This window comes from Flavonifractor porci, assembly GCF_037572415.1.
GTDB lineage: Bacteria > Bacillota > Clostridia > Oscillospirales > Oscillospiraceae > Flavonifractor > Flavonifractor porci.
The window spans coordinates 76,535-90,697 of record NZ_JBBHLB010000005.1; the positions used below are offsets into that span (position 1 = coordinate 76,535).

General features: G+C 60.3%; 7 protein-coding genes. 4 read left to right on the forward strand and 3 right to left on the reverse strand.

The window, feature by feature from the left end; all coding sequences use genetic code 11:
• Positions 1-20: 20 nt before the first annotated feature.
• The 3 genes from WHJ28_RS06070 to WHJ28_RS06080 all read right to left on the reverse strand — a co-directional run bounded on the left by WHJ28_RS06070 (position 21) and on the right by WHJ28_RS06080 (position 4,436).
• The gene (locus tag WHJ28_RS06070; protein WP_340040649.1) at positions 21-1,244 is read right to left on the reverse strand and encodes a M20 metallopeptidase family protein; all 1,224 of its coding nucleotides are present in this window, start codon (positions 1,242-1,244) and stop codon (positions 21-23) included.
• A gap of 39 nt (positions 1,245-1,283) precedes the next feature.
• Positions 1,284-2,867, reverse strand: a complete 1,584-nt coding sequence (locus tag WHJ28_RS06075; RefSeq protein ID WP_340040651.1) for an amidohydrolase — start codon at positions 2,865-2,867, stop codon at positions 1,284-1,286.
• Positions 2,868-3,092: 225 nt separating this feature from the next.
• Entirely contained in the window at positions 3,093-4,436 is a 1,344-nt protein-coding gene (locus WHJ28_RS06080) for a sigma-54 interaction domain-containing protein (RefSeq protein ID WP_340040653.1), read from the reverse strand.
• Between the two features lie 341 nt (positions 4,437-4,777).
• On the opposite strand from WHJ28_RS06080, the gene rpoB reads away from it, so the two are divergent.
• The 4 genes from rpoB (at position 4,778) to WHJ28_RS06100 (ending at position 14,140) form a co-directional block, all read left to right on the forward strand.
• A complete protein-coding gene (gene rpoB / locus WHJ28_RS06085; protein WP_340040655.1) occupies positions 4,778-8,485 on the forward strand; it encodes a DNA-directed RNA polymerase subunit beta in 3,708 nt (1,235 codons plus the stop codon).
• Positions 8,486-8,507: 22 nt separating this feature from the next.
• Positions 8,508-12,296 carry a DNA-directed RNA polymerase subunit beta' gene (rpoC, locus tag WHJ28_RS06090; protein ID WP_340040657.1) on the forward strand — a complete coding sequence of 1,263 codons (3,789 nt, stop codon included), beginning with the start codon at positions 8,508-8,510 and terminating at the stop codon, positions 12,294-12,296.
• Positions 12,297-12,386: 90 nt separating this feature from the next.
• Complete coding sequence (locus tag WHJ28_RS06095; protein ID WP_340040659.1) at positions 12,387-13,775, forward strand: conjugal transfer protein TraL; 1,389 nt, start codon at positions 12,387-12,389, stop codon at positions 13,773-13,775.
• Between the two features lie 74 nt (positions 13,776-13,849).
• On the forward strand, positions 13,850-14,140 hold the full coding sequence (locus WHJ28_RS06100; protein WP_087187735.1) for a hypothetical protein: 291 nt from the start codon (positions 13,850-13,852) through the stop codon (positions 14,138-14,140).
• Positions 14,141-14,163: the final 23 nt, after the last annotated feature.

Here is a 14,163-nt window from a genome sequence, read left to right on the forward strand (position 1 = left end):
TATTATCATCCGTCAGGGGCTTATTTCCCCGCCTTGCTCTTGAGCCACTTTACCGCACTGTTGGCCAGAATGGCGGTGCCGATGGCAAAAGCGCTCTCGTCCAGCACCATATTGGGGTTATGCAGGGGATAGCCGCCGGGGGAGCCAGCTCCCATAAAAGCGTAGAAGCCGGGCACATGGCGGGTTACATGGCCGAAATCCTCGGCCCCCTTCATGGGGGGCACGGGCTTTACGTTCTCTTCACCCAGGATCTCAGCGGCGAAGGGGACGATCTCCGCGGAGAATTCAGGATCGCACACGGTGCTGGGGGTCTTGAGCACCCGCACGTCGTAGGTGCCCCGCCAGGCCTTGATGTAGTGGTCCAAGATTTCAGGGATGCGCTGGATCAGGTGATCATAGGCCTCAGGACTGAGGGTACGGAAGGACACCATGATCTCCGCCGTGTCAGGAATGATGTTGGAGGCCCGACCGCCGTTGAGGGCGCCCACCGTCATGGTGGCGAAGGCCTCCGGGTCCACCTCCCGGGGAATGAGCATATTGAGGGCGGAGCACACCTGAGTGGCAATGTTCACCGGGTCGATGGTCTTTTGAGGCTCGGAGGAGTGCCCCCCCTTGCCCTGGATGCTGACAATAAAGGTGGCCATGGCCCCGGAGGCCACGCCGGGAGAGTAGTTCAGCTTGCCCACTTCCACCTGGGAGCCCACATGGAGCGCCATGGCGGCGTCCACCTTGGGATTCTCCAGCAAACCGTCGTCCACCATGGTGCGGGAACCGTAGCCCATCTCTTCGCCAGGCTGGAACATCAGCTTTACGGTGCCGGGCAGCTCATCCTCCATCTCCTTCAGGATCTGAGCGGCGCCCAGCAGCATGGCGGCATGGGCGTCGTGGCCGCACATATGGGCGGTGTTTCCCTTGGATGCAAACTCCAGACCGCTGGTCTCCTCCATGGGCAGACCGTCCATGTCAGCCCGCAGCAGGATGCAGGGGCCGCCCTTACCGATGAGGCCCACCACGCCGGTGGATTCAGGTGCGTCGGGATACCCGGCAAACACCATCTTTTCCCGCTCTTCCTGGGTATGGATTCCGCAATCATGATGAGATATGCCCATCTCGCTCAGACGCCTCTTCACATACTCCGCCGTTTTGGGGGTATATACGCCGACTTCCGGGATCTGATGCAGACAACGCCGGTCAGCGATGATCTGCTTCTCAATGGCACGGGCCTTTTCCAGCATCTCATTCATAGGGAGTTCTCCTTTCTATGGTCCACGCGGAGCACCGCGTTATGCCTGATAGACTGTGACGCCGTTGAGCACGGTTTCCAATACCTTCACCTGGGTGAACTGACTGGGCCGGACCTCAAACAGATCCTGATCCAGCACCACCAGATCGGCCTGCTTGCCCACCTCCAGGGTGCCCCGTACCCCCTCGTCCCGGCTGGGCCAGGCGGCGTCAGAGGTAAAGAGGCGGATGGCCTGCTCCACGGTAAGGGCCTGCTCAGGCAGGTAGGTCCTGGTGCCCGTCCGGTTCTGGCGGGTGATGGCGGAGCGCATATTATCCAGCACATGGAAGGGTTCCACCGGGCAATCGGAGCCTCCGCTGACGTGAAGGCCCAGGTCCAGCATGGCCTTCCAGTTGTAGCAGTCCCTGGCGTGCTCCTCTCCCACCCGCTCGGCGATGATATCCATGTCGGCGTCGATAAAGATGGGCTGGATGTAGGCCTGCAGGTCCAGCTCCTTCATCCGCTCCAGCAGAGCGGGAGTGGTGATCTGGGCATGGACGATACCGTGGCGGTGATCCGGCCAGGGATTGGCCCCCTCAGCCCGCTCCATAGCGTCGCATACCTTCTTCAGAGCCAGGTCACCAATGGCGTGGACCGCCACATCCATCCGGACGTCATGGGCTGCCTGAATACGGCGGCACAGCTCTTCCTCTGTATAAATAGGAATACCGTGGTTGTCCCGCTCGTCCACATAGCCATCGATCATCTCGGCAGATTTGGCACCCAGGGAACCATCCTGGAGCAGCTTGCGGGGACCGGTACGGAAGAGGCTGCTCCGGTCCGCCGGATCACTGCGTATGCCTTTCAGCCGCTCAAAGTCCTCCGGCTCTACCAGACACTGCTCATAGACCCGCAGGGTCAGCTCCCCGTCGGCCTCCATCTCCCGGAAAATACCGATGAGCCGGATGGGGTCCATGCCCGCGATGGCCATCAGGTCATCGGAGTGGATACAGGTAATACCGGCGGCATTCAGCTCCTTCTGTCCTTCCCGGATCAGCTGGCGCACATAGGCGTCATCCGCCTGGGGCAGCACATCCATATAGAGCCGGGCGGCGTTCTCCCGCAGGATACCGTGCTCAAAGTCCACCAGAGCCATCACCTCGGGCTCCACGTTCTCCAAAGCCCGAATCCTTTCCAGCATCACCGTATTGCAGGCAGCAATATGGATGCAGGTCCGCAGCATACATACCGGGATCTCGGTGGAAATGCGATCCATATCCTCTTTGGTCAGCAGCCGTCCCTCTTCCATGGTTTCCTGATTCCAGCCCATGCCGATGAGGTAATCGGGATGCTCCGCCTCGATCCTGGCCTGACAGCGCGCCACCACTTCATCGATATTTTTGACGCCCAGCAGAGGCACATTCCGCCGGAACATGGCATAGTGGAGCAGGTGCATATGGGTATCATTAAAACCAGGCAGCACGCAGGCGCCGTTCAGATCCTTTTCCTCATCCCATTGCCGGGTCAGCGCCTCCTGCGTTGTTCCCAAAAATACGATCTTTCCATCCTGAACGCCAATGGCCTCATATCGGCTTATGGTCTGATCCATCGAAAGAATCGTTCCGTTATAGCGAAGGGTTCGCATATCGATCTTCCTTTCTTCCCATTCAGTCTGTCGCCTCTCTACACAAGAAGCAACCCCCGTGCCAACTGGAGGCCGAAATACAAAAAGGCCGTCCTGTTTGTCTTATCATGCAGAAAGAAGGGCTTCTGCTCCTCTTTCCGCCGACAAACAGGACGGCCTTTGCCGCTCTCTGCGGGAAGTTCCTCCCTTTATCGCAGGCAAAATTTTTTGCAGGCGCAAAATTTTTTACAGGTTATATTTTTGCAGTTTATATTTCAGGTTCTGTCTGGACAGACCCAGCAGGCGGGCTGCCTGAGAGATGGAGGAGGATTGTTCCATGGCCTTGTGCAGCAGATCCTTTTCGTATTGTTCCAGCGCCTTGGTCAGGGAAAAGCCCGGGTCGAGATCGCCTTCCCGGACCTCTTCCGCCACGGGCACCTCCTGATGCTCCAGGGCGTCCTCCATATGGTCCAGCACCAGCAGCTCAGAGCGGGCGGAGGCAAAGGCTCCCTCGATCACATTCTGCAGTTCCCGCACGTTGCCGGGCCAGCTGTACCGTTCCAGCCGGCGCAGTGCCTGATCGCTGATTCCCCGGATGCTGCGCTTCATCTTCCGGTTATACTGGTCAATAAAATAGCGGATAAGCAGCGGGATATCTCCCACCCGCTTCCGCAGGGGAGGCAGGGTGATCCGCACTACGCCCAGACGGTAGTACAGGTCCTCCCGCAGCCGGTGTTCCCGGATCAGCTGGGCAGGCTCCTCGTTCACCGCCGCCACAATGCGCACGTCAAAGGGGATATCCCGGCTGCCGCCCAGACGGCGGACCTTCTTTTCCTCCAATACCTTTAATAATTTAGCCTGGAGGCCAATCTCCATAGAGTTGATCTCATCCAGAAACAGCGTGCCGCCGTCGGCCTCCTCCAGCAGGCCCTTCCGGGTCAGCGCGCCGGTATAGCAGCCCTTTTCGGTACCGAAGAACAGACTCTCCAGCAGATTGGCCGGAATGGCCGCACAGTTTTGGGAGACGAAAGGCTTACCGGAACGCCGCCCCTCGCTGTGAAGGGATTCAGCCACTAATTCCTTGCCGGTGCCCGTCTCACCGTAAATAAGTACCGAGGAGTCCAGTGGTGCCACATCCCGTATGCGCTCCTTCAGTGCCAGCATGGCAGGATCCTGCGTAATGATACGATCCAGGGTTGAGATCCCGCCTTTTCCCCGGATGATCCGCTGATCAATGGAGTGAAACTTGGATGAGTCGATGACGCACGCCACCTGTCCATCCACCACAATGGGGATGGTGGTGGACTCCAGCAGCACCCGCTCGCCCCGGCGGTTATTGATGTCCTGCAATACATTATAACTAGGTTTTCCGGTCCTCAGCGCCTGGATGATGGTACTGCTCTCCTCATCCAGCTCGGGATACAGTTCAAAAATGTGCAGTCCCACTGTCTCCCCCGACTTCCATAAATTATCCAAAAAAATCCGCTGGAACTCCACAATACCGTCCCGGTTGGCAACGAGCAGCCCGTCCGTGTCCTCACAGAGGCGAATCACATCCGCGATCTGCTCCGCAACCTGTCTGTCCTGCATCCGTTTTCCTCCATCCCGCCTGCCTCAGATATAAAAAAAATCTGGATTTCTCCAGATTTTCACCAAACAGACGTTGACTTTTCCTATGATTTCATGGTATACTAAAACGCTCTTAACTTCCGATTGCGTCTGAGCATTCTTCCCCACTGTGTGGCCAGTTTAACACAGCAGGGCGGAAAGCGCAAGAGGAAATCAGAATATTTTTATCCACGCACCCGGGTGTTTGCGCCCGGTGCTCTACCGCCCCTTTTGTATGATTTGACGGAAAGCAGCAACCTTCGCCGGAGCCGTCCCCCTGTGGCGGCGGTTCCAGACAATGAAATCGAGGTGTTTTTTCTACGATGGTCAAGGACGTCTACTTCGGCAAGACCCTCCGCAAGAGCTTTGCCCGCCATGAAGAGATCCTGCAGATGCCCAACCTGCTGGAGGTGCAGAAGAACTCCTATCAGTGGTTCCTGGAGACAGGACTGCGGGAGGTCTTTAAGGATGTGGCCTCCATCACCGACTATGCCGGTAACCTGGAGCTCTCCTTTATTGATTATTCCATGGATGAGCCTCCCAAGTACAACGTGGAGGAATGTAAGGCCCGTGACGCCACGTACGCCGCTCCCATCAAGGTCTGGGTGCGCCTGCGCAACAAAGAGACCGATGAGATGAAGGAGCAGGAGATCTTCATGGGAGATTTCCCCCTGATGACCAAGGCCGGTACCTTCGTCATCAATGGCGCCGAGCGCGTCATCGTCTCCCAGATCGTCCGCTCTCCCGGCATCTACTACTCCCGCACCGAGGATAAGACCGGTAACGTGGTGTACGCCACCACTGTCATCCCCTACCGGGGCGCCTGGCTGGAGTATGAGACCGATCTCAGCGACATTTTCTATGTCCGTATCGATAAGAACCGCAAGCTGCCCATCACCTGCCTGATCCGGGCCGTAGGTCCCAAGACCGACTCCGAGATCCTGGAGCTGTTCGGCAACGATCCCCGCATCGTGGCCACCCTGGAGAAGGACGCCTGCAAGACCTACGAAGAGGCCCTGCTGGAGATCTACCGCAAGCTGCGTCCCGGCGAGCCCCCCACGGTGGACTCCGCCGAGAGCCTGCTCAACGCCCTTTTCTTCGATCCCCGCCGGTACGACCTGTCCGCTGTGGGCCGCTACAAGTTCAACAAGAAGCTGGCTATCTGGACCCGCCTGTCCGGCCAGAAGCTGGCCATGCCCGTGGTTGATCCCACCACCGGCGAGATCCTGGCCGAGCCCGGCGAGGTCCTCACCCGTGAGCGCGCCCGGGAGCTGGAAGCCAAGGGCGTCAACGAGGCCATTCTGGACCTGGACGGCGGCGTTCAGCTGAAGGTGTTCTCCAATAACATGGTGGATATGGCCGGCTTTGTGGACTTTGATCCCGCTGAGTGCGGCATCACCGAGAAGGTCCGCTTCTCCGTCCTGCAGGAGCTGCTGCAGAACTACTCCGGTGAGGAGCTGAAAGAGGCCGTCAAGGACCGCATCGATGACCTGATCCCCAAGCACATCATCGTGGACGACATCATGGCGTCCATCAACTACCTGAACTGCCTGGCCCACGGCGTGGGCAACGCCGACGACATTGACCATTTGGGCAACCGCCGTCTGCGCTGCGTGGGCGAGCTGCTGCAGAATCAGTTCCGCATCGGCTTCTCCCGCATGGAGCGCGTCATCCGGGAGCGCATGACCATTCAGGACCTGGACATCGTCACTCCCCAGTCCCTGATCAACATCCGCCCCGTTACCGCCGCCATCAAGGAGTTCTTCGGTTCCTCCCCCCTGAGCCAGTTCATGGACCAGACCAACCCTCTGGCCGAGCTGACCCACAAGCGCCGTATGTCCGCTCTGGGCCCCGGCGGTCTGTCCCGTGACCGCGCCTCCTTCGATGTACGAGACGTTCACTACTCCCACTACGGCCGTCTGTGCCCCATTGAGACCCCCGAAGGTCCCAACATCGGCCTGATCTCCTACCTGGCCTCCTACGCCCGCATCAACCGCTACGGCTTCATCGAGGCTCCCTACCGTAAGGTGGATAAGGCCACCGGCAAGGTCACCGACCAGGTGGAGTATATGACCGCCGACATGGAGGACGAGTTCACCATCGCCCAGGCCACCGAGCCTCTGGATGAGAACGGCTGCCTGAAGAACGCCCGTATCACCTGCCGTCACCGCAACGAGATCATCGACGTGGACCGGGATCAGGTGGACTACATGGACGTGTCCCCCAAGATGATGTTCTCCATCGCTACCGCCATGATTCCCTTCCTGGAGAACGACGACGCCAACCGTGCTCTGATGGGCGCCAACATGCAGCGTCAGGCCGTGCCTCTGCTGACCACCCAGGCCCCCATCGTGGCCACCGGTCAGGAGCACAAGAACTGTATCGACTCTGAGGTCGCCATTCTGGCCGAGGAGGACGGCGTGGTCACCAAGGTATCCGCCCAGTACGTCACCGTCCGCTACGACAGCGGCCGTGTGGAGGAGTACAAGCTGACCAAGTACCTGCGCTCCAACCACGGCACCTGCATCAACCAGCGTCCCATTGTCAACGCCGGTCAGCGGGTGGAGAAGGGCGAGGTCATCGTGGACGGCCCCTCCACCTCCAACGGCGAGATCGCCCTGGGCAAGAACATCCTCATGGGCTTTATGACCTGGGAAGGTTACAACTACGAGGACGCCATCCTGCTCAACGAGCGTATGGTGAAGGAGGACGTGTTCACCTCCATCCACATCGAGGAGTACGAGACCGAGTCCCGCGACACCAAGCTGGGTCCCGAGGAGATCACCCGCGACATCCCCAACGTGGGCGACGACGCCCTGAAGGATCTGGACGAGCGCGGCATCATCCGCGTGGGCGCCGAGGTCCGTGCCGGCGACATCCTGGTGGGCAAGGTCACCCCCAAGGGCGAGACCGATCTCACCGCCGAGGAGCGCCTGCTGCGCGCCATCTTCGGTGAGAAGGCCCGCGAGGTCCGTGACACCTCCCTGAAGGTGCCTCACGGCGAGAGCGGCATCATCGTGGACGTGAAGGTGTTCACCCGCGAGGCGGGCGACGAGCTGTCCCCCGGCGTCAACATGGTAGTTCGCGTCTATATCGCCCAGAAGCGCAAGATCTCCGTGGGCGACAAGATGGCCGGCCGTCACGGTAACAAGGGTGTTGTGTCCCGCATCCTGCCTCAGGAGGATATGCCCTTCCTGCCCGACGGCACTCCTCTGGACATCGTGCTGAACCCCCTGGGCGTGCCTTCCCGTATGAACATCGGTCAGGTGCTGGAGGTCCATCTGGGCTACGCCGCCAAGACCCTGGGCTGGAAGGTCGCCACCCCCGTCTTTAACGGCGCCGATGAGAAGTACATCGCCGAGACCCTGAAGATGGCCGGCCTGCGCCCCGACGGCAAGAGCTGGCTGTACGACGGCCGCACCGGTGAACGGTTCGACAACCCCGTTACCGTGGGCTACGTTTACTTCCTCAAGCTGCACCACCTGGTTGACGATAAGATCCACGCCCGTTCCACCGGCCCCTACTCCCTGGTCACCCAGCAGCCTCTGGGCGGCAAGGCCCAGTTCGGCGGCCAGCGCTTCGGCGAGATGGAGGTGTGGGCCCTGGAGGCTTACGGCGCCGCCTACACCCTGCAGGAGATCCTCACCGTCAAGTCCGACGACGTCACCGGCCGTGTGCGCACCTACGAGTCCATCGTCAAGGGCCACAACGTGCCCAAGCCCGGCGTGCCTGAGTCCTTCAAGGTTCTGGTCAAGGAGCTGCAGTCCCTGTGCCTGGATATGAAGGTGCTGGACGACCAGGGCAACGAGATCGAGCTGAAGGACGACGAAGAGGATACCTACCAGCCCGGCAAGTTCCGCGACGATGACGACGACTTCTACGGCTACAACGCCGGCGGAGAGTCCGACTTTGCCGCCGCGGGCTACACCCTCAAGGAAGGCAGCGACGACGATGATCTGGCCGTTGCCGACGACAGCGATGATTTTTCCGATGCGGAGGATGATTACTCCGATGATGACGATATGGAATAAGTAAGGGAGGTCGAGCAGAAACATGAGTTACGCTGAATTTGACGCCATCAAGATTGGCATCGCCTCCCCGGAGCAGATCCGCGAGTGGTCCTATGGCGAAGTCAAGAAGCCGGAGACCATCAACTACCGCACCCTGAAGCCTGAGCGGGACGGCCTGTTCTGCGAGCGCATCTTTGGCCCCACCAAGGACTGGGAGTGCCACTGCGGCAAGTACAAGAAGATCCGCTACAAGGGCAAGATCTGTGACCGCTGCGGCGTTGAGGTCACCCGGGCCAAGGTGCGCCGTGAGCGTATGGGCCACATCGAGCTGGCCGCCCCCGTGTCCCACATCTGGTACTTCAAGGGTATCCCCTCCCGGATGGGTCTGCTGCTGGACATCAGCCCCCGCATTCTGGAGAAGGTACTCTACTTCGCCAGCTATATCGTGACCGATCCCGGCTTCTCCCCTCTGGCCAAGAACCAGATCCTCTCCGAGAAGGAGTACCGCGATATGCGGGAGAAGTACGAGGATGACTTTGAGGCTGGCATGGGCGCCGAGGCTGTGAAGAAGCTGCTCCAGGACATCAACCTGGAGGAGCTCTCCACCCAGCTCCGTGCCGAGCTGAAGGACGCCTCCGGCCAGAAGAAGGCCCGCATCGTCAAGCGGCTGGAAGTGGTGGACGCCTTCCGCATCTCCGGCAACAAGCCTGAGTGGATGATCATCGACGTGCTGCCCGTTATTCCCCCCGAGTTGCGCCCCATGGTGCAGCTGGACGGCGGCCGGTTCGCCACCTCCGACCTGAACGACCTGTACCGCCGGGTCATCAACCGCAACAACCGCCTGAAGCGCCTGATCCAGCTCAACGCCCCCGACATCATCGTGCGCAACGAGAAGCGGATGCTGCAGGAGGCTGTGGACGCCCTCATTGACAACGGCCGCCGCGGCCGTGCCGTTACCGGCGCCAACAACCGCGCCCTCAAGTCCCTGTCTGATATGCTGAAGGGTAAGCAGGGCCGCTTCCGTCAGAACCTGCTGGGTAAGCGTGTTGACTACTCCGGCCGTTCCGTTATCGTGGTTGGCCCCGAGCTGAAGATCTATCAGTGCGGTCTGCCCAAGGAGATGGCCATCGAGCTGTTCCGTCCCTTCGTCATGAAGAAGCTGGTGGAGGACGGTCTGGCCAACAACATCAAGTCCGCCAAGAAGATGGTGGACAAGGGCAAGGCTGAGGTTTGGGACGCCCTGGAGTTCGTCATCAAGGACCACCCCGTTATGCTCAACCGCGCCCCCACCCTGCACCGCCTGGGCATCCAGGCCTTTGAGCCCGTGCTGGTGGAAGGCCGCGCCATCAAGCTGCACCCCCTGGTGTGTACCGCCTTCAACGCCGACTTCGACGGCGACCAGATGGCCGTCCACGTGCCTCTGTCCGCCGAGGCTCAGACCGAGGCCCGGGTGCTGATGCTCTCCGCCAACAACCTGCTGCGTCCTCAGGACGGCGGCCCCGTCACCGTGCCTACTCAGGACATGGTGCTGGGTTCCTACTACCTGACCTACGAGAAGTACGCCGAGCACACCGCCGAGGAGACCTATGACGACGTCGCCGCCGTCAAGGCCGCCCTGGACGCCGGTACTCTGACCCCCGGCGACCTGGTGTGGGTCAAGAACCCCGGCTCTCTGGATGACATCCCCACCTACGCCGGTATCTGTGCCGAGACCGAGGACGGCCAGCTGCCCCGTGAGGTGCTCCACGTCTTTGGCAGCGACACCGAGGCCCGCCTGGCCTACGATGAGGGCGAGCTGGAGCTCCATGTGCCCATCCTGGTCCGCCGTTCCGCCGAGGTGGACGGCCAGACCCGCTACAAGCTGGTGCGCACCACCGTGGGCCGGCTGATCTTCAACGAGGGTATTCCTCAGGATCTGGGCTTTGTGGACCGCACCGATGCCGAGCAGATGTTTGAGCCCGAGATCAATTTCGTGACCGGCAAAAAGCAGCTGGGCAAGATCATCGACAAGTGCATTGTCAAGCACGGCTTCACCGTGTCCGCCGGCGTACTGGACACCATCAAGGCCAAGGGCTACAAGTTCTCCACCCGCGGCTCCCTCACCGTGTCCATCTACGATATGACCATCCCCGAGAAGAAGTACGGTCTCATCGAGAACACGGAAAAGGAGATCGTGAAGATCGAGCGCCAGTACAAGCGCGGCTTCCTGACCAACGAAGAGCGGTATCGCCTGGTGGTTGAGGCTTGGGAAAAGACCACCAAGGACGTGACCGACGCCCTGATGGCCGGTCTGGACCGCTACAACCCCATCTGGATGATGGCCGACTCGGGCGCCCGTGGTAGCTCCGCTCAGATCCGTCAGCTGGCCGGTATGCGCGGCCTGATGGCCGACACCTCCGGCCGCACCATCGAGATCCCCATCAAGTCCAACTTCCGTGAAGGCCTGTCCGTGCTGGAGTACTTCATCTCCTCCCGAGGCGCCCGAAAGGGTATGGCCGATACCGCTCTGCGTACTGCCGACTCCGGTTACCTGACCCGCCGTCTGGTGGACGTGTCTCAGGAAGTCATCATCCGTGAGGACGACTGCGGCACCGACGACGGCATCCTGGTCAGCGAGATCGTGGAGAACGGCCAGGTCATCGAGACCTTCGGCGAGCGTCTGAAGGGCCGCTACCCGGTGGAGGACATCTGCGATCCTCAGACCGGCGAGGTGCTCATCGACCACCACACCATGATGACTGCCGACGACGCCAAGCTGCTGGAGGCTCACGGCATCCATCAGGTCAAGATCCGCTCCGTGCTCACCTGCCGTGCCCGCAGCGGCGTATGTTCCAAGTGCTACGGCATCAACCTGGCCATCGGCGAACCTGTGGGCGCCGGCGAGGCCGTTGGTATCATCGCCGCTCAGTCCATCGGTGAGCCTGGTACCCAGCTGACCATGCGTACCTTCCACACCGGCGGCGTGGCCGGCGGCGATATCACCCAGGGTCTTCCCCGTGTTGAGGAGCTGTTCGAGTCCCGCAAACCCAAGAAGATGGCTCAGCTGGCCGAGGTAAGCGGCAAGGTCACTCTGGAGGAGGCCAAGCGCAACTCCATGTGCAACGTGACCATTACCGCCGATGATGGCGAGGTCGTCACCTATATGCTGCCCTATGCCGGCCTGCGGGTGAAGAACGGCGACACCGTGGAGAAGGGCTTCGCCCTCACCGAAGGCGCCCTCTATCCCCAGGACGTGCTCCGTGTCCGCGGCATCCACGCTGTGTACGACTACCTGATCCAGGAAGTGCAGAAGCCCTACCGTCAGCAGGGCGTGGATATCAACGACAAGCACATCGAGGTTATCTGCCGCCAGATGATGCGGAAGGTCCGCGTGGAAGACGCAGGCGACTCCGACCTGCTCTCCGGCTCCACCATTGAGCTCATTGAGTTCGAGGACGCCAAGGCCGCGGTTCAGGCCCGCATCGACGCCGGTGAGACCAACGACGGTATCGAGCTGCGGCTTCCCACCTGCACCCGTCTGCTCATGGGTATCACCAAGGCATCTCTGGCCACCGATTCCTTCTTGTCCGCCGCCTCCTTCCAGGAGACCACCAAGGTCCTCACCGAGGCCGCCATCAAGGGTAAGGTGGACCACCTGCTGGGTCTGAAGGAGAACGTCATCATCGGTAAGCTGATCCCCGCCGGCTCCGGCCTGTCCATGTACCGCAAGTACGACCAGATGGACGACGAGGGCACCGCCCAGAGCGGCGAGGCTGTCGAAGAGATCGCCGAAGTCGTTGAAGATGCTCCTGTTATGGAGGAGCCCATCCTGACCGACAGCGCAGATCTTTAATCCCAATGTTTTGGGGGGCGTTGCAGCGATGCAGCGCCCCCCTTTTCTATGGTTGCTCCTGTCCCATCCGACCGACAATGAGGTATCACGATGAAACGATGTTCCTCTCTCTCTTTGTTCGCCGGCTCCGGCGGTCTGGCGCTGCTGTTCTTTGCCCTGCTTCCGGTCTCCGAGCTGTCCCGGGGCGGTCCGGGAGAGAAAGCCGCCGTCTTTGTGCTGCTGGCCGCCCTGGCCGGACTGGCGCTGTGGCTGCTCCGCCGTTCTGGCTGCTCCCTGGACCGGCTGTGTACCTTGCTGCTGCCCATTGGCCTGGCTTTCTTCCTCCGGTCCACTCTGCTGAACTATGCGGCAGACGACTATGAGATCTTCCTGTCCCAGTGGGTGGCCACCTTCCGGGACAACGGCGGCTTTGCTGCCATCAAGCTGCCTATCGGCAACTATAATGTGCCCTACCTCTATTTCCTGGCCGCCATCTCCTACCTGCCGGTTCCCGACCTGTACCTCATCAAGCTCTTCTCTATCCTGTTTGATGTTCTGCTTGCCTGGGGTGGCCTGCGGCTGGTGCGCCGCTTCACCGGCAAAGACAGCATCCGTCCCCTGGCGTGCTTCTGCGCCCTGCTGCTGCTCCCCACCGTGGTGCTCAATGGCTCCCTGTGGGGTCAGTGTGACGCACTGTACGGCGCCCTCACCCTCCACGCCCTGGCTGACGCGTTAAGCGGCTATCCCAAAACCTCTGCCGCTCTGCTGGGGATCGCCTTCTCCTTTAAATTACAGACCGTGTTTATCCTTCCCCTGTGGGCAGTGCTGTGGATCGCCCGGCGCACCCGATTCCGGGACCTGTTGTGTTTCCCCCTGGCCTACGCCGCTACCTGCGTCCCCGCACTGCTGCTGGGCAAGCCACTGGGGGATATCCTGGGGGTCTATATTGGCCAAACCCAGGAGGGGGCCGGGGCGCTGAACTACAACTGCGCCTCTATCTTTTCCATGGTCCCCTACGGCACTCAAATTGATGAGGCTTTCGGCGCCCGCCTGGGTATCCTCGCAGCCTTCGCCCTGGTGGCCACCCTGCTGGTGCTGGCCTTCCTGTTCCGGAACCGGCTGGACGACGGGGCTCTGCTGCTCTTCGGCATCATGCTTACGCTGGGCGTGCCCTTCTTTCTCCCCTACATGCACGACCGCTACTACTTCCTGGCCGATGTGCTCACCCTGGTCTGGGCCTGTACACATCCCTCAGGCCTGCCTCCGGCAGTCCTGGTCCAGCTCTCCTCTCTCAGTGCCTATCTGACCTATCTGCGGATGAAATATACCCTGGTCCTCACCCTGGGCGGTCGGATGTTCACCATGCTGTTGGAGAGCCTGATGGTGCTGGCTGGACTCATCTTTACAGCAGTCCTGCTGATCCGGCATTTGTACGCCTCTTCCCCCTGTCTGCCTCAGGGTTTGGGCGAAAAAAACAAGAAATCCCGGAAAAGCGGTTGACGGCTTGGAAACAATGTGTTACAATTTGGTTACAGTTTTTAAAAAGCAGTAACAACTTTCTAAAGGAGGCCAAAATGGCTACGCAAAGCATCCCTCTGACTTACAAGGGCCATCCGCTGCGCCGGAAAGATAGTCTGATCTATTACGGCAGCATGGCCGAAAAATATATCATTATGCTTCAGGTTCTGGATCAGAAGAAGGATCAGGATCTGGACATGGCCACCCGGGTATCCGTTCAGCTTCAGCTCACCGATCCTGATTTGAAGAGCCGGGACCGTGTGGTCAAGAAGACCGAGAAAGACAGCCTGTACGCCGCTATGGACGTGGCTTCCGTCTGGCTGGACCGGGCTCTGTCCGGTAAATAAGTTTCTATCCACCCAACGATCAG